Source organism: Streptomyces sp. NPDC086989 (assembly GCF_044745505.1).
In the GTDB taxonomy this organism is placed as follows: Bacteria; Actinomycetota; Actinomycetes; order Streptomycetales; family Streptomycetaceae; genus Streptomyces.
This window is the reverse complement of sequence record NZ_JBIVAL010000023.1, coordinates 47,090-71,060: the sequence shown is the minus strand read 5'-3', so window position 1 is coordinate 71,060 and position 23,971 is coordinate 47,090. Positions and strand designations below refer to the sequence as shown.

Annotated in this window: 18 protein-coding genes and 1 pseudogene; 10 read left to right on the top strand and 9 right to left on the bottom strand. The window is 70.8% G+C overall.

The window, feature by feature from the left end; genetic code table 11:
- Nucleotides 1–927: 927 nt before the first annotated feature.
- Nucleotides 928–1,689 carry a DeoR/GlpR family DNA-binding transcription regulator gene (locus tag ACIPK4_RS36065; protein ID WP_402321045.1) on the bottom strand — a complete coding sequence of 254 codons (762 nt, stop codon included), beginning with the start codon at nt 1,687–1,689 and terminating at the stop codon, nt 928–930.
- Between the two features lie 71 nt (nt 1,690–1,760).
- On the opposite strand from ACIPK4_RS36065, the gene ACIPK4_RS36060 reads away from it, so the two are divergent.
- Both ACIPK4_RS36060 and ACIPK4_RS36055 read left to right on the top strand, forming a co-directional pair.
- Complete coding sequence (locus ACIPK4_RS36060; RefSeq protein WP_402321042.1) at nt 1,761–2,987, top strand: MFS transporter; 1,227 nt, start codon at nt 1,761–1,763, stop codon at nt 2,985–2,987.
- An 84-nt stretch (nt 2,988–3,071) separates the two neighbouring features.
- The gene (locus tag ACIPK4_RS36055; RefSeq protein WP_402321039.1) at nt 3,072–3,695 is read left to right on the top strand and encodes an HAD-IA family hydrolase; all 624 of its coding nucleotides are present in this window, start codon (nt 3,072–3,074) and stop codon (nt 3,693–3,695) included.
- A 46-nt stretch (nt 3,696–3,741) separates the two neighbouring features.
- Here ACIPK4_RS36055 and ACIPK4_RS36050 read toward each other — a convergent pair.
- Both ACIPK4_RS36050 and ACIPK4_RS36045 read right to left on the bottom strand, forming a co-directional pair.
- A pseudogene (locus tag ACIPK4_RS36050) lies at nt 3,742–3,886 on the bottom strand (transposase); the annotation flags it as partial.
- A gap of 53 nt (nt 3,887–3,939) precedes the next feature.
- On the bottom strand, nt 3,940–4,380 hold the full coding sequence (locus tag ACIPK4_RS36045) for a MerR family transcriptional regulator (RefSeq protein ID WP_402321036.1): 441 nt from the start codon (nt 4,378–4,380) through the stop codon (nt 3,940–3,942).
- A gap of 55 nt (nt 4,381–4,435) precedes the next feature.
- Here ACIPK4_RS36045 and ACIPK4_RS36040 point away from each other — a divergent pair, with 55 nt between their 5' ends.
- Nucleotides 4,436–5,437, top strand: a complete 1,002-nt coding sequence (locus ACIPK4_RS36040; RefSeq protein WP_402321034.1) for an SDR family NAD(P)-dependent oxidoreductase — start codon at nt 4,436–4,438, stop codon at nt 5,435–5,437.
- Between the two features lie 326 nt (nt 5,438–5,763).
- Here ACIPK4_RS36040 and ACIPK4_RS36035 read toward each other — a convergent pair whose 3' ends face one another.
- Nucleotides 5,764–5,967 (bottom strand): hypothetical protein, encoded by a 204-nt coding sequence (locus ACIPK4_RS36035; RefSeq protein WP_054225458.1) that lies wholly within the window; start codon nt 5,965–5,967, stop codon nt 5,764–5,766.
- Between the two features lie 668 nt (nt 5,968–6,635).
- Between ACIPK4_RS36035 and ACIPK4_RS36030 the strand changes: the two genes are divergently transcribed.
- From ACIPK4_RS36030 to ACIPK4_RS36020, 3 genes are all read left to right on the top strand, one after another.
- Nucleotides 6,636–8,144 carry a hypothetical protein gene (locus ACIPK4_RS36030; RefSeq protein ID WP_402321031.1) on the top strand — a complete coding sequence of 503 codons (1,509 nt, stop codon included), beginning with the start codon at nt 6,636–6,638 and terminating at the stop codon, nt 8,142–8,144.
- Between the two features lie 196 nt (nt 8,145–8,340).
- Entirely contained in the window at nt 8,341–9,273 is a 933-nt protein-coding gene (locus tag ACIPK4_RS36025) for a hypothetical protein (RefSeq protein WP_402321029.1), read from the top strand.
- 400 nt (nt 9,274–9,673) lie between these two features.
- On the top strand, nt 9,674–11,326 hold the full coding sequence (locus ACIPK4_RS36020; protein WP_402321026.1) for a cytochrome bc complex cytochrome b subunit: 1,653 nt from the start codon (nt 9,674–9,676) through the stop codon (nt 11,324–11,326).
- A 26-nt stretch (nt 11,327–11,352) separates the two neighbouring features.
- Here ACIPK4_RS36020 and ACIPK4_RS36015 read toward each other — a convergent pair whose 3' ends face one another.
- Together ACIPK4_RS36015 and ctaD are read right to left on the bottom strand one after the other, a co-directional pair.
- The gene (locus ACIPK4_RS36015) at nt 11,353–11,742 is read right to left on the bottom strand and encodes a cytochrome c oxidase subunit 4 (RefSeq protein WP_402321024.1); all 390 of its coding nucleotides are present in this window, start codon (nt 11,740–11,742) and stop codon (nt 11,353–11,355) included.
- Nucleotides 11,739–13,484, bottom strand: a complete 1,746-nt coding sequence (gene ctaD / locus ACIPK4_RS36010) for a cytochrome c oxidase subunit I (protein WP_402321053.1) — start codon at nt 13,482–13,484, stop codon at nt 11,739–11,741. Before ctaD ends, ACIPK4_RS36015 begins: the two co-directional genes overlap by 4 nt.
- Before the next feature lie 873 nt (nt 13,485–14,357).
- Here ctaD and ACIPK4_RS36005 point away from each other — a divergent pair.
- Together ACIPK4_RS36005 and ACIPK4_RS36000 are read left to right on the top strand one after the other, a co-directional pair.
- Nucleotides 14,358–14,888, top strand: a complete 531-nt coding sequence (locus tag ACIPK4_RS36005) for a DUF4383 domain-containing protein (RefSeq protein WP_402321022.1) — start codon at nt 14,358–14,360, stop codon at nt 14,886–14,888.
- A 967-nt stretch (nt 14,889–15,855) separates the two neighbouring features.
- Entirely contained in the window at nt 15,856–16,809 is a 954-nt protein-coding gene (locus ACIPK4_RS36000; RefSeq protein ID WP_402321020.1) for a B12-binding domain-containing protein, read from the top strand.
- A gap of 51 nt (nt 16,810–16,860) precedes the next feature.
- Here the strand turns inward: ACIPK4_RS36000 and ACIPK4_RS35995 are convergent, their stop codons facing one another.
- Nucleotides 16,861–17,355 carry a MarR family winged helix-turn-helix transcriptional regulator gene (locus tag ACIPK4_RS35995; protein WP_402321017.1) on the bottom strand — a complete coding sequence of 165 codons (495 nt, stop codon included), beginning with the start codon at nt 17,353–17,355 and terminating at the stop codon, nt 16,861–16,863.
- Between the two features lie 65 nt (nt 17,356–17,420).
- Between ACIPK4_RS35995 and ACIPK4_RS35990 the strand changes: the two genes are divergently transcribed.
- On the top strand, nt 17,421–19,526 hold the full coding sequence (locus ACIPK4_RS35990) for an MMPL family transporter (protein WP_402321015.1): 2,106 nt from the start codon (nt 17,421–17,423) through the stop codon (nt 19,524–19,526).
- Nucleotides 19,527–20,571: 1,045 nt separating this feature from the next.
- On the opposite strand, the gene ACIPK4_RS35985 is transcribed toward ACIPK4_RS35990, so the two are convergent.
- Both ACIPK4_RS35985 and ACIPK4_RS35980 read right to left on the bottom strand, forming a co-directional pair.
- The gene (locus ACIPK4_RS35985; RefSeq protein ID WP_402321012.1) at nt 20,572–21,489 is read right to left on the bottom strand and encodes a DUF72 domain-containing protein; all 918 of its coding nucleotides are present in this window, start codon (nt 21,487–21,489) and stop codon (nt 20,572–20,574) included.
- A 174-nt stretch (nt 21,490–21,663) separates the two neighbouring features.
- Nucleotides 21,664–22,176, bottom strand: a complete 513-nt coding sequence (locus tag ACIPK4_RS35980) for a hypothetical protein (RefSeq protein WP_402321010.1) — start codon at nt 22,174–22,176, stop codon at nt 21,664–21,666.
- A 175-nt stretch (nt 22,177–22,351) separates the two neighbouring features.
- On the opposite strand from ACIPK4_RS35980, the gene ACIPK4_RS35975 reads away from it, so the two are divergent.
- The gene (locus tag ACIPK4_RS35975; RefSeq protein ID WP_402321007.1) at nt 22,352–23,902 is read left to right on the top strand and encodes a helix-turn-helix domain-containing protein; all 1,551 of its coding nucleotides are present in this window, start codon (nt 22,352–22,354) and stop codon (nt 23,900–23,902) included.
- Nucleotides 23,903–23,971 lie beyond the last annotated feature (69 nt).

Below are 23,971 nucleotides of genomic sequence, written 5' to 3'. Positions count from 1 at the left end.
TCAGCCAGCTTCGGCGCCGGCTCAGGCAACAACGGCTCGATCAGCGACCACAGCTCATCCGACACGATCCACGGCCGCGACTGACGTTTCCCCACGGCAGGACCAACGACCACCCGAACCGAAAGTCACATGATCAACGGCTTCTGTTAGGACCTCTTACACCTGGTCATACAGGCGGCGAGTGCACCCTCCCCTCCCCGGCCATTGGGATACCGCCCTCGGATCCCGTTCAGATCGCCGCCGGGCACAGCAGACCGTGGGGGTGCGGTCGCCCAGGCGCTCCTCGACTGTCACTGGCGAATCCGGGCCGGGGCCGACTCCAGCGCACCGCCCTGATGCCGGCGCCCAGCCCATCGGCACACGCTGACGGGATGACGCGTCGCTCCGGGCATGGCAACAGCCCCCCCGCAACGGACCGCACGGGATGCCAGAAGAGGTGTGCGTCGGGAAGGTTCGTGTCAGCGCTGGGAGTCAACTTGCGCCCTCGTATGTCACGCGGGTTGCCGAACGCTGGGCTTTCGCAGCGGGGCGCAGGCTGGCTGGGGTTATGTTCGGTGCAGTCCGCGCCGATCAGGCGTGCGCGGGCGAGGCCCGGTGACCAGAGCGCTCTGGCGGCAATACCACCGGGCCGCCCAAGCCTCCGATCCACGACGCCCCGGCCTCCATCATGGCGACCCTTCTCCTCAATGCCTCCCACGGCCCCCTCAATGCCTCCCACGGCGCCCGTCGCGCCGGAGAAGACCGCGTCGTCACCAGGCCCTCCTCGACCACGGCAACCGCGCCTTCGCCACCGGCCAGCTCCTGCGCATCGCCCTGGACGGCGCCTGCGCCCAGCTCGTCAGCGCCGACCGGTCCGGCTCTGGCCTGGGCTGCGCTCCCCAGATGAGCGACTCCTCATCGACGCGGATTTGCGGCTCGGCGGTTTCGTCAGACGGCTTTGACGACGGTTCCGCAACCTTCGAGTGCGGCGACCGCGTCGGCGGGCGCGGTGGTGTCGGTGACGAGGGTGTGCACGAGCGTGGCGGGCCCGACGTGGGCGTAGGCGGTACGGCCGAGTTTGCCGCCGTCCGTGGCGACGACGACGCGGCGGGCTGAGGCGATGCCCGCCTTCTTCACCGCGGCGTCGTCGAGGTCGTAGGCGGTCAGGCCCTCGGTAGCGCTGAGGCCGCAGCAGCCGATGACCGCGGTGTCGAAGCGCAGCGCGGTCAGGGAGGCGAGGGTGAGGGGGCCGGTCAGGGCTCCTTCGGCGGCGCGGGGCCGTCCGCCGGGCACCATCAGCGCGGCCTGGCCCGGGGGGTCACTGAGGACGCGGATGGCCTGGAGGGACAGGGGCATCACGGTAACCGGCCGCTCACGCAGAAGGCGGGCGACCTCCAGGCAGGTGGTGCCGCTGTCCAGCAGGACGCTCTCGCCGTCGGTGATGAGCGAGGAGACCTCGGCGGCGATCCTGCGCTTGGCATCGACGGCATCGCGGACGCGCAGCGCGAACGGCGGCTCCTGGCCCCGCAGCAGCAGGGTCCGCGCGCCGCCGCGGACGCGCTCGAGGACGCCCTGCCTGGCGAGTACGTCGAGATCACGCCGGATGGTCATCTCCGATGCGCCGGTCAGAGCCGCGAGGTCTTGGACGGTGACTTGGCCCGTCTCTCTGACAGCCTGCGCGATCACGGAGTGACGGTCTGTGTTGCTCATACCACCGAATTGAACACCACCTCAGAACGAACATTCAACATGTTCGAACGCGCACCTTTCAAACACGTTAGATGTTCGTTACGGTGGGTGGTGTGACCCCTTCGCTTCGAGCCGCCCGCGCGGCGACCTTCATCTACTTCACCCTGGCCGGGACCCTGATAGGCATCTGGGTCGTACATATCCCCGCCGTCGAGACACGGGTCGGCATCAGCCATGCCACCCTCGGAAGCCTGCTGGTGCTGCTCGGGCTCGGGGCCGTCGCGGGAATGCAGGCGGCCGGCCCGCTGACCGACCGCCTCGGACCGCGCCTCGTGGTCCCCGCCACCGGTGTCCTGGCCAGCGCCACCCTGTTGCTGCCCGGTCTGGCCCGGGATCCATGGATGCTGGCAGGGGCCCTGCTGATCTTCGGGTTCTGCAACGGCTGTCTGGACGTGAGCATGAACGCCCACGCCGTACACGTGGAGAAGGCTTACGGCCGGCCCGTCATGTCGGCTTTCCACGCCACCTTCTCCGTCGGCGGCGTCATCGCCGCCCTCGTCGCGGCGGGAGCCCTCGGCGCCGGCATGAGCCCGGCTGTCACGCTCGGCGCCTTTGCCGCGCTCGGCGTCGTGATGGCACTGGCCCTGGCCCGCGGCCTACTGCCCGGGGCGCCAGCTACTGTCGCCGCCACCCCTGCCGAGCAGGCTCCGGCTACCAGGCGGCGCGGGACCGCCGGGCGGATCTGGATCTTGGCCGCGCTGGCGTTGACGACGATGTTGTGCGAGGGAGCCGCCAACGACTGGAGCACCCTCCACCTCAAGGACGTCCTCGGTGCTCCCGCAAGCACCGCCGCCTTCGGATACGGCACGTTCGCTGCGGCGATGACCACCGGCCGCTTGCTCGCGGACCGGATCGCCGCGCGGTTCGGGTCGATGGCGGTCCTGCGCTACGGCTCGGCCATGGCCGCCGTCGGGATCACTCTCGCCGCGTTCGCCCCGTCGACATGGGCCGCGTTCGTGGGTTGGGCCTTGTTCGGCCTCGGCCTGTCGGGCTGCATCCCCCAGCTGTTCAGCGCGGCCGGCCACGCCGACCCCGCCGCGGCCGGCGCGAACGTCTCCCGGGTCGCCGGGCTCGGCTACGTCGGCATGCTCGCCGGCCCCGCCGTCATCGGCTGGCTGACCCACCTCACCGCACTGAACCACGCCTTCCTGCTGCTGACCCTGCTCTGCGCGACCACCGCCCTGGCGGCCGGCGTCCTGCGCACCGGCTCCAGCGCCACGTCCGAGCCGGAGCCCGAGCCGGCGTCCCACAGCCACTGACCAGCGACGCGGCGCGACCCTGACACCGCCCCGCACAGGCCCCGCCCACCCTCTGAACTGCCCCAACCAGGAGACACCACCCCCATGTCCACCGAACGACGCATCGTGCTGTTCGACCTCTTCGGGGTCATCGCCTGCCATCAACGCCCCGGCGCCCTGGAACGGATGGCCACCCTCTGCGGCGCACCCGCCGACGCCTTCGCCGACGCCTACTGGGTCTCCCGCCCGCCCTACGACGCCGCCCAGCAGACCGCGGCCGCGTACTGGACCACCGTCCTACGACAGCTGTCGCGTCCCGTCGACACCGAAACGATAGAAGAACTGCGCCGCGCCGACATCGACAGCTGGTCCCGGGTCGACGACAGCGTCGTCGCCTACGTGCAGAGCCTGCAGGACCGCGCCGAGGTCGCCCTGCTGTCCAACATCCCGTCCGACCACGCGGACGCCTTCCTCGCCGCGCAGCCCTGGCTGCGACACCTCGACCACGTCGCCTTCTCCGGGAAGATCGAGGCGGCGAAGCCGGACCCAGGGGCGTTCTACCACTGCGTCGCCGCACTGCGGGCCGCACCGGCCGACTTCCTGTTCATCGACGACCGCGAGGAGAACGTGCACGCAGCGCAAGCCATCGGTATGAACGCACATGTCTTCATAGAACTCCGTCAGCTGACAGCGGCCATCGACACCTGGCTGCCAGCGCGCGCCGCGTGACTGGACGTTGCTCAGCGGGTCCGTCAACGAACGGTGCATCGGGGGCGGTGCCGTCCGCCGACCACGCGCCGGTGGCGCTCGTCAACGGTCTTCCACGGCCCGAACCGCTCCGGCAGGTCACGCCAGTGCACCCGGCGGCCGCAGCCGTCCCACTCCGCGTCCGGCAGATCGCCGCGTTCTCCCCGCCCCATGCCCACAGCGACGGTCAGATCAAGCGACGGTGGTCACATGGTCGGCCGGACAGCTACGAGATGGCGTCTTCGGTCGTCGGGTCCCAGAGGCCGCCGGCTTCGCCGCGGGCGAGGTGGTCGGCGTACACGCCGACCTTCCCGGTGATGACGGATCGGCACTCCTCCAGTGCGCGGATCCGTGTGTCGACGCGCTGCCGGTGGGTTTCGAGCAGGCTCAGTCGTTCCATTTCGTTGCCCGGTCCCCGGCGCACCAGTTCGGCGAAGTGTTTGAGGTCGGCGAGTGGCATGTCGGATTCGCGCAGCTTGACGCAGATCAGCAGCCAGTCGACATCGGAGGGGGCGTAGCGCCGCCTGCCGCCCGGCGTGCGCCGGACCGGCCCGACGAGGAGGCCCTCGCGCTCGTAGAAGCGCAGGGCGTGCACGCTTAGCCCGGTCCGTTCGGCCACCTCGCCGATGCTCAGCGACCGCGCGTCGGGGTCGGCGGTCGTTGTCATGGCGTTCGCTCCCGGACTTGATCTAGACCTCGCTCTCGATCGTAGCGTCAGGGGCATGACCATGAACGATCAGCGGCCACTCGGCTCGCCCTTCTCTGCCGCCACCTTCGCCAAGGACGTCGTGGCCGGCCGCGACCTTTCGCGTACGACCGCCGTTGTGACCGGCGGCTATTCCGGACTCGGCTTGGAAACCACCCGTGCGTTGGCGGCCGCCGGGGCGCGGGTCTTCGTACCGGCCCGCCGGCCGAGCGTGGCCTGTGCCGCCCTCCGGGGGGTGGGGGGCTGCGAGGTCGTCCCGATGGACCTCGCCGACCTCGCAAGTGTCCGCTCGGCCGCAGCGCACATCAGGGACTCCCTCGGCCGGCTCGACCTGCTGATGGCTGTCGCCGGGGTCATGGCCACCCCGGAGCGGCGCGTCGGCCCCGGCTGGGAAGGCCACCTCGCCGCCAACCACTTTGGGCACTTCACCCTCGCCTGCGAGCTCTACCCGCTCCTGGCCGCCGCGGGCGGCGCGCGGGTCGTTGTCAACAGCTCCGCCGGTCACGCCCTGACCGACATCCGCCGGCACGACCCGCACTTCCGTACCGGCTACGACAAGTGGCTGGCCTACGGACAGTCCAAGACCGCCAACGCCCTGTTCGCAGTACACCTCGACGCCCTCGGACGCGACGACGGCGTCCGCGCGTTCGCCCTCCACCCCGGCAAGATCATCACCGGCCTCCAGCGCGAGATGTCCCTCCGGGAACAGATCGACCGCGGCTGGGTGGACGAGCACGGCAACGTGATCGGCGCCAGCTTCAAGACCCCTTCCCAGGGCGCGGCCACCGGACTGTGGGCCGCCACCTCCCCACTCCTCGAGGGCCGCGGCGGGCTCTACCTTGAAGACTGTGACGTCGCCCGCGCCTCCGCTCCCGACGCCCCCATGGACGACGGCGGCGTCCGCGCGTACGCCGTCGACCCCGAGGGGGCCGCCCGGCTTTGGGACCTCACCGTGGCGGCGACGGGCGCAGCGCCGGTCTTCCGGCGAACCCGCTCTCAGAATCTGATACCTGCCTAGGCCGTTTCGAGAGGAACCTTCGAGGCGGACGTCGGCCGGGAGTTTCCCGACGAGCGGGCCCTCCCGCGGAGCAATTTGACGCAGACGAGTCCGTCCTTTGCGTGGGGCCCATCCAGAACTGACGCCGGACACACGTCCGCAGGGCTGGATCGCCGGGTCCAGCCCTGCGGACGTGCGGTCGGGTGTAGTACTCGCCGGTAGCGAGGACTCGTCCGACGTCATATCAGTGGTGGCCGGCCAGACCGGTGTCGGCCACTGCTGACGGTCCAACCGGTGCGGTTTCGGGCCCCGGTCGCCGGCTGGGGCTCGGGGGCCGGGGCGCGCCGCTACCGGTCCGTGGACGGGGACTCCGCGATCTGGAGGGCCTGCGCGGCGATGGTGATCGCCTCCTGGTCGTGACCCGCCGTCTTCGCCGCCCTGGCCTGGCTGAGGGAGACGCGGAGCAGTTCGGCGGTGTGTTCCGGCAGGGAGCGGGACGCGACGACGTCTTCCAGTTTCCGGATGGTGTCCGCGGCCAGGTCGTCGGGCATGCGCGGCCTCCTCTGTCGTTGTGGCTGGGGGTTGCGGATTCCGACGGTGCCACGCCGCCTCACACCGGACAACGCGACGGGCCGGTCGGGCGACGCCCGTCCGTGGGCAGCCGCCCCCGGAGCGGGTCCGCCTGGTCAGGGACGAGTGACGCGGTCGTGCCACCGGGCGCGAGCGGCGGGCTTTGGCGGAGCCGCCTCTCGCGCCGGCGATCACTTGCCGAGATCGCGGGTGTGCTCATGCGGTGCCGACGCTCACCCCGGCATCACCCTCGGCGCCGCGGGCACCTCGGACGCGCGCCGACGCGACGACGTCAGAGTCGCCGGCACACCTTCCCACGCCGCCGCGATCCTCGCGGCCAAGGACATCAGCGCGCCGGACAGCGAGCTGTACGACCTCGTCACAGAGGCCGTAGCGGAAAGCTTGAGGCGATGAGCACCACCGATGACTGGTGGCGACCGCGCCGCGTCCCCGCCCCGCGCATCCAAGACCTGCGCACGCCCACCTCGGCGAAGGTCGGACAGACTGGTCCGCCCTGCCTCTGCTCCGGGGAATTCGACACGCAATCCTGGCGCCCAAGGGTGGTGTCGACCGCCCGCGCGGCGCGGCGCCTCATACCGTGCTGGTCGGCGCGGGCCCGCGCCGACCTGCCAACGGGGTGAGGAGGCGTATGCCGGACCACTCCCCGGAACGAGCGCCCGACCATGCCCCCGACGGTGCGCCCAGTCAGGCCCCGGACGGCGGCCACCGCGCCTCCCTCTGGCTGTGGTCCCTGCTCGGCCTGTTCGCGGCCTGCGTGCCGTGCGCGCTGCTCGTCGTGGAGAAGCTCGGATCCGCCTTGTCACCCGTGCCGCTCGTCCTCGCCATCCTCGCCGCGCTGGCCGGGTACGTGCTGGCGGTGCGCACCGTGGTGGGGGAGCGGTTCAGGCAGCACCCTCGTCGGTCCCGGATCCTGGTGTGGTCGGCCGCCGCGGGGCTCTTCCTCGGCAGCGTCGCGGTGCTCCTCACCTTCCGTCCCCCGCCGCCCCCGCTCACCCGGATGAGCGGCGCTCGCGACGTGGCCGTGGTCGGCTTCGCGGCTGAGGGCGGGCGGCAGGACAGGCAGGTCCTGGACGACGTGGCCGCGGCCTTCGCCCACGACACGGCGGCGCGCATCCCCACCGCGACTGCCGTCCGCAGCTACGCCGGCGAGGTGTCGCTGCCCCTCGCCCAGCTCGCCGGCACCCGCCGCGGCGCACTGGAGGGGAAGACCGCCAGGTTCGCCGACGAGACCAACGCCGAGATCGTCGTGGGCGGCCTCGTCAGCGAGGACCAGGCGGGCCAGACCACGCTGCGGCCCGCCGTCTACGTCCGGGCCGACCAGATCCCCGATTCGCCCGAGCTCACCGGTTGGTTCCTCGGCGCGCCGGTCCTCGTCGCCCGCGGCTGGGAGTCGGCGCGCGCCCGAGCCCAGCTGGTCGGAGAACTGACCGGCTGGATCGGCGCCCTCGCGCGGTTCGTCGATGCGCTGGACACCTGGCGCAACGGCAGCCCCACCGAGGCCGGCCGGATCCTCGCCGGTCTCCTCGACGCCGAGCGGCAGGACGGCGTCGGTGGCTTCGTGCCGCCCGATCTGGTCCGGCTCTTCCACGGCCACGTCCTCGAGGACCAGGCGTCCGGCGAGAGCGGCCCCGCCCGCGAGAAGCTGCTGGCGGCGGCCCGTGGCGACTACCTCGCCATTGGCCGGGACTCGCCGGCCGGCCGCCGCGCCGCCCTCAGCCTGCAGGGCAACACCTACCGACGGGCCCTCGGCCCCACACACAGCTGCAAACCGGGCACCGTGCGCGACACGGACCTCGCCCAGGTATCGCGGGCCCTGCGCACCCTCGCCGCGGACCCCGGCGTCACCGAACTCGGGCGGATCAAGGCCACCGTGAACCTCGCCCAGGTCGAGCAGAGCCGCATCACGGCCGGCCTGGTGAAGGACGACGGCACCGTGGCGCGCGCCGTGGCGAGCGTTCGCGCCGCCCCGGACGTCACCGGCTCCGCGGATCTGCGCGCCTTCGCTGAGTCCGTCGCCGCCGTCAACGCGGCCGGCCGAGGCGACCTGGCAGAAGCCATCGAGCGCATCCGGCACGCCATCGCCCATGGCCAGGACCCAGTTCAACGCGCCGTCTGGCACGGTTTGCTCGCCTCCTAGAGCCTCGGGCGCTGCGACCTCACGACAGGGCGAACAGCGCAGCAGGACGCCCTGACCCAGCTGGCCGCGGCGGAACGCGCGGGCAGGGTGGACAGCGCGCTCGTCCGCCAGCACGAACAGGCCTTCGCCACGGAGCTGCGGCGCGCCGAGGAGCGGTGCGGGACCAGCCGATGACACGGATGATGAGAGGTGACGAATGGTCACACGACGCCCGCCGCGATGGCGGCCGCCCGTGCTGTGGGTGCTCACCTTGCTCCTCGGCACCGGCTGTGCGATGCTCCGCGACACGCCGACGGCAGCCCCCGCCGGGAGGGCCGCCGCACGGTCGGCCACCCCCAGCCCGAACGCTCGGGACATCCTGCTGGCCCAGCAGTTCGACATGGAGGCGTATGGCGCCGGCCCGGTCAGCTGCCCGGACGACTTGGCCCGGCTCGCGCATGGCCGCCCGGACGACCGTCCCCGGGTGTGGGTGACCTCGGGTGAGGACCCGACGGGGATGAGCAGCGCTGTGGCGGCAGGCCTGGGCGAGGAGTCCCTCCTGTGCCTCCACGGCTTTCCGCCCGGCCCGATCACCGTCACGGTCAAAGCCGGAGGGCGCACCTACACCACGACCGTAAAACACGTGGCCGAGCTGAGCGCCACACCGTCGGCGATGGACGACCTGTTCAACGGCCGTCCGATGGAGGTCGAGGACGTCGGCGGCGGTCTGCTCCAGAGCGGCCTCTGGCGCTTTCTCCCGTCCGAGCCGGCACTGACGGACCTCGCCCGGTCCGAACGGTTCACCGTGACGGCGCGCTCCGGAGCCATCCGAGCCGAGAGCGAGGTTCCGCTGCGCCTCTCCCGGGCAGCGGCGACCGTGGAGGGCTGGGAGCGCAACCACCGGATCGCGGTCTACGGATACCCCGTCGGCGCCCGCGTCCCGATTGGCCTCTACCGCCAGGAGGACCGGGCGGACGACCGAACGGTCGCTGTGCTGCAGCGGGAAGTGGGCCGAGTGGTCATGCCGCGCCACCGGGTCGCCGTCTTCACCGTCCCGCCGGACGTCTTCCGCACCCTCAGCGCGAAACCCGCGGGCGGCGCGCACCCCGCTTGCCTCTCTGTCGCTGACCTGGCCGGCTGCGTCACCTGAGCGATTCGGCTACCCGCCACCCCACGGACGGACCAGCCAAAACGGCCCCCGAACGAACTTCATGCCGCTGCGGAGCCGGTCCGGCCAGAAGGGCGGCGGCCACCGGGGCGCGGCCAGCGCCACGCGGCCCAAGACGCGCTGCTGGTGCGGTTCCTGGCAGGCAGCCGGGATCGTAAGGCCGGTGCCCCGTCCGCGTCGGCTGGCTGGCGGTGCACGGGGGAGGAGCTGGTGCGCGACCGTACGGCTGCGGACCTGGACGCGGACGAGGGCTGCGCTGACCAGGCGACTTACTGCCGCAGCCAGCCGGCTGGCGGCGGGGTGACCGTGCCGCGGGATCGTCATCGTGGTACGGGGGACCTACGGCATCTCCACCGATCGGCTGACTGGAGCGAGCACACCCATGCTGCTGGCAAGGAAGAAGGCCCGCCTGAAGAGCAAGGCGCGGAACGCGGCAGGAAGAACGATGGAGGCCCTCGATGCGAGGCTTCCCCTGGCCGAGGTGACGCGGACGCTGCTGCGCAAGGCCTTCCCCGACCACTGGTCCTTCCTCCTGGGGGAACTCGCGCTGTACAGCTTCCTCGTGCTGATGGTGACCGGCGTCTACCTGACGCTGTTCTTCGAGCCGTCGATGACCGACGTGGTGTACCAGGGCTCATACGGTCCGCTGCAGGGCATCCGCACCTCCGGGGCGTACGCCAGCACTCTGCGCATCAGCTTCGATGTACGCGGCGGGCTGCTAATGCGCCAGATCCACCACTGGGCGGCACTGCTGTTCGTGGCCTCCATCGGCGTACACATGTTCCGGGTCTTCTTCACGGGCGCGTTCCGCAAACCGCGCGAGATCAACTGGATGGTAGGAGTGACGATGTTCCTCCTCGCGCTGCTGGAGGGCTTCGCCGGCTACTCGCTCCCCGACGACCTGCTGTCGGGAACTGGTCTGCGCACGGCGCAGGGCATCACGCTGTCCATCCCCGTCGTGGGCACCTACATGAGCCTCGTCCTCTTCGGGGGCGAGTACCCGGCGGACGACATCGTCTCCCGGCTCTACCCCGTGCACATCCTGCTGGTCCCAGGGCTGCTCCTCGCCCTGATCAGCCTGCACCTGCTGCTCGTCGTCCATCTGAAGCACACCCACTGGGCCGGCCCCGGCAGCACCGGTCGCAACGTGGTCGGAAAGGCCCTCTTTCCGCAGTACACGGCGAAGTCGGCGGGCCTGTTCTTCATCGTCTTCGGCGTCATGGCCGTGCTGGGGGCGCTCGCACAGATCAACCCGGTCTGGGCCTACGGTCCCTACAGACCGGACCAAGTCTCCAGCGGGTCCCAGCCCGACTGGTACGTGGGCTTCCTGGAGGGCGCGCTGCGGCTGATGCCCGGGGTGGAAACCCGGCTGTGGGGCCACACCCTGATGTGGAACCCCCTCCTCCCGGCCGTGGTACTGCCGGGCGTCCTGTTCCTCGTGCTGTACGCCTACCCCTTCTTCGAACGGTGGATCACCCGGGGCTCCGGCGAGCACCACCTGTGCGACCGGCCGCGTGACCGCCCGGTCCGTACAGGCCTCGGCGTCGCCGCCCTGACGGCGTACGCGGTGCTGTTGCTGGCCGGCGGACAGGACGTGCTCGCCTTCGTCTTCGATGTGCCCCTCCGCGCCCTGACCTGGACCTTTCGCGTCGCCCTCTTCGTACTCCCGGTGCTGGCCTTCCTGGTGGCCGGGCGGCTCTGCCTCGCCGCCCAGGCAAGGGACCGCGACCTGCTGGAGGAGGGCGAGGAGACCGGAGAGGTACGGCAGTCGGTCGAGGGCGGCTACCACCCCGGGCACCGGTCACTGCCCTCCGGCATGCGCTACGTACTGATGGCCCGGGACCTCCCCCAGCCATTGGACCCGGGCACCGCTCCCCAGGAGCCGCTCCGCTCCCGCCTCAACGACCGGCTGCGGATCGCGCTCAGCCGCTGGTACTACCGGGACGCGGTACGGCCCCCAGTGACCGAGGAGCTGCAAAGGGAGGTGGCTGAGGTCCTGGCCGGTCCCGAGAGGCCCGGCGAGCGGACCGGCTGACGGACTCCACCCGGCTGTCGTGCGGCTCAGTCCGCGAGGTCCGGGCTCCGGAAGACGAACCCGTAGACGCCCGGCACGAGTACGCCGACGCCGATCAGGAAGAGCCAGACCCCCTGGACGACCCCCAGGCCCACCAGAGCGGTACCGACAGCGGCGAGGGCGGGAGAGTAGCTCCGGGCCGGAAAGTAGGCACGCTTGCCCCCTGCCTCCTGCACCAAGGCGTCCTTGTGGTCAGCCGGTCTGCGGCCGACGCGCGTGTGGCCCCACCAGAGGAAGGCGGCGATCAGCGCCGACATCAGAAAGGACACCGCAAGCGCGGCGATACCGGCGGGGTCCGTGGAGAACGTGACGTAGACCGAGCCCGTCACGGCGAAGAACAGCGCCACACCTGTGAACAGCCACGCTTCACCCTTCATCCGTCCACCTCCGCGGTCGAGCCGGGACCGGGAGTGGAGTCAGGGCCCGGCGTCGCGCTCGCCTGGGCCGATGCGGTCCGTACCTCGGGATGGTGCAGGTCGAAGGCCGGGGAATCGCTGCGGATCCGGGGCAGCGCGTGAAAGTTGTGGCGGGGCGGTGGGCAGCTGGTGGCCCACTCCAGCGAACGGCCCCACCCCCACGGATCGTCGCAGGTCACCTTCTCCCTGTACCGGGACGTCTTCCAGACGTTGTACAGGAACGGCAGTGTGGACAAGCCCAGCAGGAACGCTCCGATGGAGGAGAGGGAGTTGAGGGCGGTGAACCCGTCGGCGGCCAGATAGTCCGCGTACCGGCGGGGCATGCCCTGTTCACCCAGCCAGTGCTGGACGAGAAACGTCAGCTGAAAGCCCACGAAGAGGGTCCAGAAGTGCACCTTGCCCAGCCGCTCGTCGAGCATCCGACCGGTGAACTTGGGCCACCAGAAGTAGAACCCGGCGAACGTGGCGAACACGATCGTGCCGAACAGCACGTAATGCAGATGGGCGACGACGAAGTAGCTGTCCGTCAGGTGGAAGTCCATGGGTGGCGAGGCCACCAGCACCCCGGTCAGCCCGCCGAGCAGGAAGGTGACCAGGAACCCGATGGACCACAGCATCGGCGTCTCGAAGGAAAGGGAGCCGCCCCACAGGGTCCCGATCCAGTTGAAGAACTTCACGCCGGTGGGCACCGCGATCAGGAAGGACAGCAAGGAGAAGAACGGGAGCAGCACCGCCCCTGTGGCGAACATATGGTGTGCCCAGACCGTTGCCGACAGCCCCGTGATGGCGATCGTGGCCCCAACCAGCCCGACGTAGCCGAATACCGGCTTCCGGCTGAACACCGGCAGGATCTCACTGACCACCCCGAAGAACGGCAGAGCCACGATATAGACCTCCGGGTGCCCGAAGAACCAGAACAGGTGCTGCCACAACAAGGCCCCGCCGTTGGACGCGTCGAAAATGTGCGCCCCGAACTTCCGGTCTGCCTCCAGGGCCAGCAGAGCGGCCGTCAGCACCGGAAAGGCCAGCAACGCCAGGATGGACGTGAACAGCACGTTCCAGGTGAAGATCGGCATGCGGAACAACGTCATGCCGGGAGCCCGTAGACAGACGATCGTGGTGATGAAGTTGACGGACCCGAGGATGGTGCTCAGCCCAGAGACCGCCAGTCCCATCACCCAGAGGTCTGCCCCCACACCAGGCGAAAAGGAGGAGCTGTTCAGAGGCGCGTACGCGAACCACCCGAAGGACGCCGCGCCGTTCGACGTGAGGAAACCCGAGACGACCAGAAGCCCACCGAACAGGTAGACCCAATAGGTGAAGGCGTTCAGCCGGGGAAAGGCCACGTCGGGCGCGCCGATCTGCAACGGCATGATCGCATTGGTGAAACCCGTGAAGGTCGGGGTGGCGAACAGCAGCATCATGACCGTCCCGTGCACGGTGAACAGTTGGTTGTACTGCTCGGAAGAGACAATCTGCATGCCCGGGCGGGCCAGCTCGGCGCGCATCAGCATCGCCAGCAGCCCGGCGAACAGGAAGAAGACGAACGAGGTGACCAAATACATGTTTCCGATCACCTTGTGATCGGTCGTCGACAATAGGTTCAACAGTCGGGAGCCCTGCCCGACACGCCGCTCGGTCCCCTCCCGCTCCTGAGCCCCCTCCTTCTGCGCTACTCCCGGCCGCTCACCTAGCGACGTCATATGCGCCCTCCGATCGGAGCCTGCCGCAACCGGCACGGCGATCACTGTCCGCCCACCTTCGCACTCACAGCAGCCGCCCTGTGGAATTGAAAGTTCGTGCCGTAAACGGTTAGCAATTGCCCCTGCCGTCTCCTCTCAAGGCCACCTGATGCAGGCCCACCCAGTTGCATCGGCTCGCGGGGACGCGGGGAGCTGGCCGATCTTCTCCTCGGTTCCGTGGCCCTGCCCGTTGGCTGCCCGGTCCTGGGGCCCGGTCATCGTCGTGCGCGGCGACCCGCGCGCTCTGGCGGGGCGTCGCGGGCGCGTCCTCCTGGGCATGGGCCCCTACGACGTGGCCTCCCCGGCCGTGCGGTTCGCCTTTCGAGAGGCCGCCGCACGCGACGCGGGACTCGACGTCGTCCGTGCCTGGCGCCCGGAAGGTGCTCACGGAGCGGTCCGCCACAGCGGACATCCTCGTGGTCGGAGCACGGCGCCCGGGCCCCCCGTCGGCAGGGAACCGTGAGGGGCGCCCCGGCGACGTGCCCACGCTGCCCGGCATCGGGGCCGAGGCTGTGGCGACCCGCGTGAGAGCGCACGCGAGGCGCAGTCCTTGCCGGGGCACGGTAGGGCCGACCGTCCGACCGCGTCTCCCCAGGAGCTCCGGACGACGATGCGTGCCGGCGGCGTACGAGAGTCCGAGGAGCACCGCTGCTGCCGGGCCGTAGACGACCGGAACGACGCCCCGCCGCGCTCAGCACACGGAGGGGGAGCGCGAGAACCGCGGCGGACCGCACGGGGCATTTCGCTGCATAAACACTGCGACTTTCCTTGTCTTCCTGCTTCGGTCACGCTCGATGTCTCGGGACTGCGTGAAGTGAAACCCCAGGAGGGACGATGAACCTGCGTGACGAAATGCCGGTCGATCATCGGCTCAGTCGCGTATACCGGCTCGGCGCTGCACTGTGCGGGCTCCTTCTCCTCGTCTTCGGATGCCTCGGCTTCGCGGACAGCCTGTCGTCCTTCGACACGGCCGGGCAGCACATCGCCGGTATGTCCACGAACGGCCTGCTGAGCACCATCTCCGTCCTCTTCGGGCTGCTTCTCTTCGTCGCGGCCCTGATCGGCGGAAACCTTGCTTCGAGCGTCAACATCGGTGTGGGAGTGCTGTTCGTACTGAGTGGCTTCGTCCACCTCTTTCTCCTCGGACGACCGGCCAACATCCTCGACTTCGGCATGACGAACGTGGTCTTCAGCTTCGTCATGGGGCTGCTCATCATGACCTTTGGCATGTACGGCCGCGTCAGCGGCGGTCTTCCGCACGACAACCCGTACTGGCGGAAACGCCACTCCGGTGACGCAGCCCGCACCCGGGACGGTCACGCCCGGCTCAGCGGTTCCGCGCGCGCCGAGCTGCCCGGGAGGTAGGCGTGCACGGAACTGCGGCCCGCGTGCTGGTGGTCGCTCCAACGGGCGAACTCGGCGCGCACGCGGTCGAGGGCCGGCTCGCCGTGGTGCCCAGCCCCGCGCTGGCCGGCAGGGACACCGCCCAGCTGGATGTCCTGGCATTCCGTGCCGGCTGCCCCACCCGCGCGCTCGACGCCCGCGATCTTGATGACTGTGCCGAGGCGGCACCCTGGGCGGCCGACGTTCTCGGTGGACTCGACGGGATTCTGGTTACCGTCGATGTTCCCGCATCCACGACTGCGCGGTCCCTGCCGACTGCCATCGCCGAGCAGGTGATGACCGTCAATGCGCTCTGCCCGATGGCCGTGCTCCGCGGGGCCGTCCCCGTCCTTCGTGACGGTGGGTTCCTCGCCGCGATCACCAGTGCCAACGGGCGACACCGCTCACGAGAGCGGCTGACTACGCGGCCGCCCGGTCGGCGTTGGCCTACTGGCTGGAGGTGGTCGCGCCCGAGTTGGGGAGCCGGACGGGGCAGTCGGGCGTCATCGACGCCCGACTGCCCCGTCCAGCTGCCGGTTCCACCGCGCGGACCCTTCCGTGCCGCCCGCCACGCGCGCTGGATCCCCCGCAGCTGGCGGGAGAGGCGGCCACGGAGATGGCGCCACTGCTCGATCGCCTTCCGGGAGAGCTCTCACCCGCTCGCCGGTGACCACCCCTCACGACCCGTACCTCCCCTGCCCACCACTCCCGAGGGGAAAGCACAGCGACATGGATGCGACTTCCTGCATACGCCGCGACCGCCCGCATCCGATGACACCGAGGAAGCGATGACCACCGCCGATCCGCTTCCGGTCGTACCGGGGGCTCGCACATGACCACCTCTGCGCCCCGGACCCCGTCCGTTCCCGAAACCGCGGCCTCCAGCAACGCCCGGCGCCCTGGCCCCGCCTTCGGAATCACGACCGGGGCGATTGCGAGGCGCCTGGGAGTGTCCCCCACGACAGTGCGTTCATGGGAGCACCGCTACGGGATCGCCCCCGCCCACAGGCAGGGCGGCAAGCACCGGCGCTGGGCGCCCCAGGACGTCGCGATGCTCGAAGAGATGTGCCGGCTGACCGCCTCCGGCGTTCCGCCGGCCGAGGCCGCTCGTACGGCCATGATGCTGCGCCCCTCGGACACCGACCAGCCCGCGCAGGACCCGTCCGGGGCGCAGCCTTCGGGGTCGCGGCGGCGCCCGGCGCCCGGTGGCGGGCTGCCGGTGGGGAGCGTCCGCCCCGAGTGCCGCGGACTCGCCCGTGCCGCCGTCCGGCTCGACAGCACCGCGGTGGAAGCCCTGCTCCAAGCTGCCGTGAGCGAGCACGGTCTCGTAACGGCCTGGGAGGAGGTGATGGCTCCCACGCTGCACGCAGTGGGCCGCAAGTGGGAAACGGCGGAGCGCTACGTGGAGGTCGAGCACTTGCTGTCATGGCACGTCTCGACGGCACTGCGCAAGGCGACTGTCGCAGCCGAGTGCGTACGTGTGGAAGGGCCGCCCGTCATCCTGGCGTGCACGCCGGGAGAGCAGCACACGCTGCCCCTGGAAGCGTTTGCCGCGGCCATGGCCGAGCAGGGCTGGCCGCTGAGGATGTTCGGCGCCGCGGTGCCCGCGGTGGCCCTGGAGGAGGCGGTCCGCCGCCTGGGACCCGCTGCCGTGGCCCTTTGGTCGCAGTCCCGGGCCACGGCGGACAGAGCGCTGGCGCGGCAGATGGCGCACACCGTGTTCGGGCTGCGGGGGGCTCGCACGGCCCCGCTGGTCATGCTGCTGGGGCCCGGCTGGCTCGCATCCTCGGTCGACAAGGGCATGGCGCGGCCCCAAGGGCTGCGGGCGGCGATCAGTACCGTCTCCCTCCTGTACACGGCCCTGTACACGGCGCCGGGGGCCGGATCCCCGGCCCGCAGGTGATGCGGGGGGCCGAAGCCGCGTACCCGCATCGGTGGCCCGTCCTGGTGGGTGTCAGCTGCACCGCCGGGCGAGCTGGCGGTTCATCTCCGCCATGAAGCGCACCACCACGTGGAGTTCGTCGGCATCGAATTGCGCGCGGGCCGCTTCGGTTGCCTGGGCCAGGGGACGGAAGGACTCGCGTGCCGCCGCGCGGCCTGCGGGGGTGTAATGCAGGTGAACCACCCTGCGGTCGTCGGCAGCGCGGACCCGGCGCAAGTGCCCCGCCTTCTCCAGCCGGTCCAGGCACGCCGTCACCGCCCCCGAGGTCAGGTTCATCCGAGCACCCAGACGCCCGGGTGTCATCGGCCCCCCGGCTTCGTCACGGTCGGCATCCAGCACGGCGATCAACGCCTGTACATCCGTCAGATGCAGGCCTTGGGCCTGCGCGAACTCCTGGGCGATCCGGTTGAAGTCGGCGTTCATCGCGCGCAACAGGACGGCGAAGGACTGCAACCCGATCGGGTCGTCGTCCGGAAGTTCGTGTGAGAGGTGGTCTGCGCCTGGCATGACACCAGCATATAGTCTCTCGATCATTGAGATACTTCAGCATTGAGTAAATGGAGTGATTGTCCGTGACGCGCACGACGCGCTGGGCCCGCTGGCTGCTACCCGTATTGCTGTTGGTGGTGTGGCTGGGCATTGGCGGGACGCTGGGCCCTTACGCGGGAAAGCTCGGAGAGGTCGCCACCAACGACCAGGCGGCGTTCCTGCCGCAGAGTGCCGAGTCCACCCGGGTCCTTGCGGCCAGGAAGGCCTTCGAACGCTCCGAGTCGGTACCCGCGATCATCGTCTGGCAGACATCCGACGCCGGCGCGGTCAGTGAGACGCAGCAACGGGATGCGACCACGGCCGTCGCAGCGCTGGCCAGCAGGAACGGCATCGCAGGAACGCCCTCACCCGCCCTGCGCTCGGAAGACGGCACGGCCCTCGAGGCCGTCGTGCCTCTGGCCCCCGACCTCGGTGAGGAACTGCCGAGCGTCCTGGACGACGTGCGCGCGGCAGCCGAGGCGGTCCCGGCGCTGACCGCGCAGATCGCCGGACCCGCAGCCACCCAGTCCGACCTCGCGGACGCGTTCGCCGGCATCGACGGACTCCTGCTGGGCGTCGCGCTCGGGGCAGTCCTGCTGATCCTGCTCCTCGTCTACCGCAGTCTGCTGCTGCCCTTCGTGATCATCATCAGCGCCGTGTTCGCACTCGGACTCGCCTGCGCCGTCGTCTACGCCTTGGCCGCCCGCGGTGTCGTCCGCGTCGACGGCCAGGTCCAGGGCATCCTCTCCATCCTGGTCATCGGAGCGGCGACCGACTACGCGCTGCTGCTCGCCGCCCGGTTCAGGGAAGAACTTGCGGCCCGGGGCGACCGGATGGCCGCTGCCGCAGCCTCGGTGCGACGCTCCGCCGGGGCGATCACGGCCAGCGCCGCGACCGTGGCCCTCGGCCTCCTCGCGCTCCTCGCGAGCGACCTGACCAACAACAGAGCCCTGGGTCCCGTCGGCGCCATCGGCATCCTCTGCGCGCTCCTGGCCACCCTGACCTTCCTGCCCGCCGTCCTGGCCCTCCTCGGCCGCCTCGCGTTCTGGCCGGCCACCCCCAAGCCCGCCGAGGCCACAGCGGAAGGCCACCGGCTCTGGCGCCGCATCGCCGGCCTCATCGACCGAGGCCCCCGCCGGATCTGGGTCTCGACGACGCTGCTCATGCTGATCCTCGCAGCCTTCGCCCCCGGCCTGTCCTCCCACGGCGTTCCCCTCGACGAGATCTTCGTCAAGGACGCACCCTCCGTCGCCGCCCAGGAAACGCTGGGCAGGCACTTCCCCGGCGGCTCGGGTCAACCCGCCGTGATCATCGCTGACGCCTCCAAGGCCCAGCAGGTGCAGGACGCCGTCCAGAACACGGGCGGTGTCGCCTCCGCCACCGCCGTCACCGCCTCCGGCCGCCCCGGCGGTGAGCCGCTGATCGTCGACGGCCGCATCCGCATCGACGCCACCCTCACTGCGCCTTCCGACAGCGACGAGGCGAAAGCCACCATCCGGAAACTGCGCGCAACCACCCACGCCGTCCCCGGCGCCGACGCCCTCGTCGGCGGCTACAGTGCCCAGACCTACGACACCGAGCAGACGGCGGCCCGCGACCGCACCGTCATCGTCCCCGTCGTCCTCGCCATCATCCTGTTCATCCTCGTCCTGCTCCTGCGCTCCCTGCTGATTCCCGTCCTGCTGGTGGCAACCGTCGCCCTGAACTTCCTGGCCACCCTCGGCGTCTCCGCACTGGTCTTCCAACACCTGCTCGGCTTCAGCGGCACCGACGCCTCCGTCCCCCTCTACGGATTCGTCTTCCTCGTCGCCCTCGGCGTCGACTACAACATCTTCCTCATGTCCCGCGTCCGCGAAGAGTCGCTCACCCATGGCGTCCGCCTCGGCGCGCTGCGCGGCCTGACCACGACGGGTGGCGTCATCACCTCGGCCGGCGTAGTCCTGGCCGCCACCTTCGCAGCCCTGATGGTCATCCCGCTCGCCTTCCTCGTCCAGATCGCCTTCATCGTCGCCTTCGGTGTCCTCCTGGACACCCTGGTCGTCCGCTCGCTCCTGGTCCCCGCCCTCGTCCTCGACATCGGGCCCCGCAGCTGGTGGCCCAGCACACTCTCCCGCCCGAACCCTGCCGGGAGCACCGACGGGCACGCCTGACCCTGACTCGACCGGCAAGCAGCATCGCGCTGGAGTCGGCGGCCGCAGGCGACGGATCGGGGGCTCCCGCGCAGGCGGGAGCCCCCGCACCCGGCCGTCGGCGGATGTCCCGAATACCCCAAGGGGCGGGCAGCGTGTCCGCTGCGACAGCCTTGTTCCCACCCTCGCCTCCATCGAGACGACCACCGCCGCAACGCTCACCTCACTCGTCGAAGACGCCCACCAGCGCCCTGCGATACGGGGAGAACCTGCCTGCCGCGCGGGCCGGCACTGGCAGCGGCGCAGGGCGTGAAACGGCAACCGCCCCGCGACGAGTTCCCGGCGCTCCGGGTTCAGCGTCCGGCCGCGCGGGCTTTGCCTCGCGCCGGAAAGCTGACGCGAAGTCCTTCGAACGCGCCGGGCACGACCACCTCGACCAGGCCACGAAGCCCACGCCCTCGTGACCACCTTCGAGCGCGACGGCAGCCCGGCGTCGCGGCGAACGCGGATCTCACCGACGCCATGGAGGACGCCGAGCGGGCCGTCGACGCGGCGGCGCGCAGCGGCAGGTGACCACCGTCGCACGCGACGCGGCCTCCGACTCCGGCGCCGTCGACGCCCCCGCTGGCTACGACGGCGCGTCGGCACGCAGCTCCGTCTCCTCGCTGATGCTCATGTCCTGGGGAGCCCGTGGCGGCTGCACCGCCACGTTCCATTCCGCTCGTTGCCGACCATGCGGCCCCTGGCAGCGCGCACAGACCGGCTGGCATCCGGGCTCGGCCGAGGCCGCCGGGCTGGAGAACGCCGAGGACATGGGCCTCACCGCCCCCCGACGCACACTGGAAGGGGACTGGCCGGTGTTTGACGCGGGGCGATGTTCCCGTCAAGGACGACTGGGACGGGGACGGCACCGTCAAGACAGCGGGTGGACCGATCGGGAGCCAGGCCGGGTCGGCGGTAACGCGGTAACGCGGTGACTCGCCGACTGGGCAGCGCTGAAGGCGGGGTCGGCTTGGGGGACCACGTCGGTGCTGGGGCCGACCGCCCGACGTGCTTCCCGACCCCGTCATTCCCCCCGCCGCGGAAGGCCTTGAGGTTGACGCACGGTGAAGGCCGCATCGCGCTCCAGCATCCTCATCATCATCTCCGCCGCCCGTACGGACGCGTCGGCACAGCAGTTGTTGAACAGCACGTGGACTGAGGCCGCCCGGTCCGCCATGTCCCGCAGCCGCGGTAGCCACTCGGCCACCTCCGCCTCAGTGTAGGAGTGGCGGTATTTTGCCTCCTTGCCACCCGAACCCCACGCGGGGCTCCTTCCGTGGAAACGCACCACGGCGAGGTCCGGGGAGGTGGCGGACAGGACCGGAGGAACGGACGCGCGCAGTCCCTGGGCCGTGTCGACGGCCACGGTGGCGATGCCGTGTCGCGCCAGGAGCGCGGCGGTTGCCGTCCGCCGCTCCTCCGCCCACCACCCCGGATGGCGCAACTCCACGGCCAGCGGCCAGCCGAGCGCCCGCTCGGCCCACTCCTCCACCACCGCCTCGGCGCGCGCCCCGGGGGCGAGCGAGGCCGGGAACTGGAACAGCAGGGTCCCGAGCCTGCCGGCCTCGCGCAGCGGCACGAGGGCTCCGCTGAAGCGCTCCCATACTTCCTTGCGGAGTGCGCTGTCGGCTCGCACCCAGGTGGGGCCGCTCCCCGCCGGTCGCAGATCGGCGGGGAGGGCGGCCGTGCGCGTGGGCTGGCCGGTGAGTAGGGAAAACGCCTTGACGTCGAACCGGAAGTCCGCCGGGGTCCGTTCGGCCCACAGCCGGCTGTTGCGGGTGCTCGGCAGCCCGTAGTAGGTGGAGTCGACCTCCACGATCGGAAAGCGGGTGGCGTAGTGCCTCAGCCGCCCCTCCGCGTCCCGCCGCCGGGCGGGGTACCACCCGCTGGCGACCAGCGCCGGATCCGTCCAAGAACACGTGCCCACCGAGATGTCACCCATGGGTCGCCGTATACCCCGCCGAACCGCCTCCACCGGTCTTAGTGAATCCGGCTGCGACGGCCGGCCTGGCCTCTGCTACGGGGCCGTTGGACACGGCACCGCCGGTACGCGCACCTGGCCCGGCCGGCCACGGCAAATGCGATGGACGCACCGTGGCCGGGCCGGGCTCCGGGGTCAGTGCCAGACCTGGTTCAGGCCGTTGTTCCCCGGCTCCGTGTAGATCCTGCTGCCGTCGGTGTCCAGGTAGTAGCCCGCAACGTTACCGGCGCCGCGGTGCTGGAGCCTCCAGTTGGAGCCGTCCCACTTCTCCTCCCACTGCTGCCACCAGTTGCCGTCCTGGCAGGTCTCCAGGTAGACAAGGGTGTTGTAGGAAGTCAGACACATGTTCGTCCAGCCTCCGGTGGCGTACCTCGACGGCCGGAACGTCCAGTACTTCCCGTCGACCGAAACTTCCCGCCACTGGGACTCGTCGACCGGGCCCGAGGTGGCGCACTGCCGGAGATTGGAGAGCCGCGCGTTGCCGAACGCGTCGTTCTCCCAGCTGAGGCACTTGCCCGGGAACCTGGCGCTCTCCCAGTGCACGGTATTGGCCGTCGCCGACGCCGTCGCCGACCCCGCGAGTGTCAGAGCGAGCACCGGTGCCGCGGCGGCCACGGCGACAGCCTTCGACATTGCCTTCTTCAACATGTCGTTCTCCTTGCATAGTTGAGGCGCAGAGCCCGTTTCGCTGCCGAATGTATGGCGACCGCCAGGTGTGCCCGTGACGTCTTTGCACGGTGAGGGAGTGCTTCCGGTGCGGGACCGCACAGCGGCCGCAGGCTACTGTTCAGTAACGTCGAATCGATGAGCCTCGGGGAGTGACATGAGCGGGGAATTACGGACTCAACGGGCCGATGACGTACTGGAGATGCAGCGTGCCGCCCGCCAGGGCGGGACAGCACGGTTGTTGCGCTGGCTGACCGCCCGCAGCGGAGCCGACATCCTCCTGATCGACGGCTCCGACAGCGCCGCGTCACCGTGCCTGTCCGCCCTCCCTGCCCCCCGACGAGACCTGCTCCTGCGCGCGGTCCGGGAGGTCGCCGCGCGCGGGCTGCGCTCCGTGGCCCTCGATCATGAGGGCTTCACCTGTCTCGCCCTCCCGCTGGACGGTCCGCCCGGAGTCACCGCCTTCCTCCTCGCCGCTGTCGCATGCCGCCCGGCCCCGCCTGAACTGGCCCGACTCCTCGCCGACGCCACGTACGCACTGAGCCTGAGCGTGGCGGCCGAGCACACTCACGGCCTGCGCGAGCGGCTCGCGACCGCCGAGGCCCGCAACCGGGAAGCGGTTTTGCACCTCTTGATGAACGGCCACACCACCGTGGCCCGCCAGATCTCGGGAGCCCTGCTGCCTGCCCTGCCCGAACACGTCCGCGTGTACGTCATCGAAGGACCGCCCAGCGCCCGAGCACGCGTAGCCCACGAGGTCGCGGAAGAGGACACAGCCGCTTGGATCGTCCCTTGTCCGGTGTACTCCGGGCACATGCTCGTCATCGCACCGGCCCACCCCGGCACCCCACAGGACGCCTGCCCGTCGTGGATGTCCCGCCCCAGCGTGGCGGAGGCCTGCCGCGTGGGCGAGAGCGACGCGGTACCGTTACGGGACACCGCCACCGGCTACGCCCAGGCCTTCCATGCGCTGGCCGCCGCGCGAAGCCGGCGCAGTCCGCGCTCCTCGTTCGCGTCCAGGCCCGAGTTGGCCCTCACGATCGGCCGGCCGGCCGCGACGGCCTGGGCCGCCTCCCTCCTCCTGCCCCTGCACACGTACACGCCCCGGCGGACACAGGATCCGGACCGCGCGGAACTCCTCACCACAGCCGCGTCCTGGCTCTCCTTCGCCGCTCGCGCCACATCCCACCTGAAGATCCACCGCAACACCCTGACCGCGCGCCTCGCCCTCATCCAGGCACTCCTGGGCATAAACCTAGACCGGCTCGCCGACCAGGCCGCCCTCTCCCTGGCCCTGCGCGCGGCCGCCGAACTCACCGATTCCGCCGAAGCCGCAGAGCCCGCCGGCCCCCACGCCCCACCCCCGACGCTGGACGGCCTCCTGCTCTCGCCCGGCGTCGAAGCCTGGGCGCAGGCGCAGTTCCGTCCCGCGCGGACACCGGCCCAGCCGCTCCCGGCGGACCTTGCGGATACCCTCGGCACCTGGCTGCGCCACGATGCGCGCATCGATCCGACGGCCGCCGCGCTCGCGTTGTCGCCTTCCGCCGTACGCAAGCGGCTGACCCGCGTCGAAGCCCTGCTCGAACGCTCGGTGCTGCGGCCGCCCCGCGTCGTATACGACCTGTGGCTCGCACAGCGGGCGCTCGACCTTGGCGCACCCGCTGCCCGGCTCCTGCACACCCCTGTCTCCCCCGAACCGAGAACCTGACCTCCATCGCTCCGCTCACCACACCCGGGCGCGGGCGGCATGTGCCACGGAATGCCGCGCCCATCCCGG

Bases quoted from the DNA above. Each gene is read 5' to 3' on its own strand.
- ACIPK4_RS36065 (WP_402321045.1), bottom strand. From the start codon at position 1,689: ATGAGCAACACAGACCGTCACTCCGTGATCGCGCAGGCTGTCAGAGAG.
- ACIPK4_RS36060 (WP_402321042.1), top strand. From the start codon at position 1,761: ATGTTCGTTACGGTGGGTGGTGTGACCCCTTCGCTTCGAGCCGCCCGC.
- ACIPK4_RS36055 (WP_402321039.1), top strand. From the start codon at position 3,072: ATGTCCACCGAACGACGCATCGTGCTGTTCGACCTCTTCGGGGTCATC.
- ACIPK4_RS36045 (WP_402321036.1), bottom strand. From the start codon at position 4,380: ATGACAACGACCGCCGACCCCGACGCGCGGTCGCTGAGCATCGGCGAG.
- ACIPK4_RS36040 (WP_402321034.1), top strand. From the start codon at position 4,436: ATGACCATGAACGATCAGCGGCCACTCGGCTCGCCCTTCTCTGCCGCC.
- ACIPK4_RS36035 (WP_054225458.1), bottom strand. From the start codon at position 5,967: ATGCCCGACGACCTGGCCGCGGACACCATCCGGAAACTGGAAGACGTC.
- ACIPK4_RS36030 (WP_402321031.1), top strand. From the start codon at position 6,636: ATGCCGGACCACTCCCCGGAACGAGCGCCCGACCATGCCCCCGACGGT.
- ACIPK4_RS36025 (WP_402321029.1), top strand. From the start codon at position 8,341: ATGGTCACACGACGCCCGCCGCGATGGCGGCCGCCCGTGCTGTGGGTG.
- ACIPK4_RS36020 (WP_402321026.1), top strand. From the start codon at position 9,674: ATGCTGCTGGCAAGGAAGAAGGCCCGCCTGAAGAGCAAGGCGCGGAAC.
- ACIPK4_RS36015 (WP_402321024.1), bottom strand. From the start codon at position 11,742: ATGAAGGGTGAAGCGTGGCTGTTCACAGGTGTGGCGCTGTTCTTCGCC.
- ctaD (WP_402321053.1), bottom strand. From the start codon at position 13,484: ATGACGTCGCTAGGTGAGCGGCCGGGAGTAGCGCAGAAGGAGGGGGCT.
- ACIPK4_RS36005 (WP_402321022.1), top strand. From the start codon at position 14,358: ATGAACCTGCGTGACGAAATGCCGGTCGATCATCGGCTCAGTCGCGTA.
- ACIPK4_RS35995 (WP_402321017.1), bottom strand. From the start codon at position 17,355: ATGCCAGGCGCAGACCACCTCTCACACGAACTTCCGGACGACGACCCG.
- ACIPK4_RS35985 (WP_402321012.1), bottom strand. From the start codon at position 21,489: ATGGGTGACATCTCGGTGGGCACGTGTTCTTGGACGGATCCGGCGCTG.
- ACIPK4_RS35980 (WP_402321010.1), bottom strand. From the start codon at position 22,176: ATGTTGAAGAAGGCAATGTCGAAGGCTGTCGCCGTGGCCGCCGCGGCA.
- ACIPK4_RS35975 (WP_402321007.1), top strand. From the start codon at position 22,352: ATGAGCGGGGAATTACGGACTCAACGGGCCGATGACGTACTGGAGATG.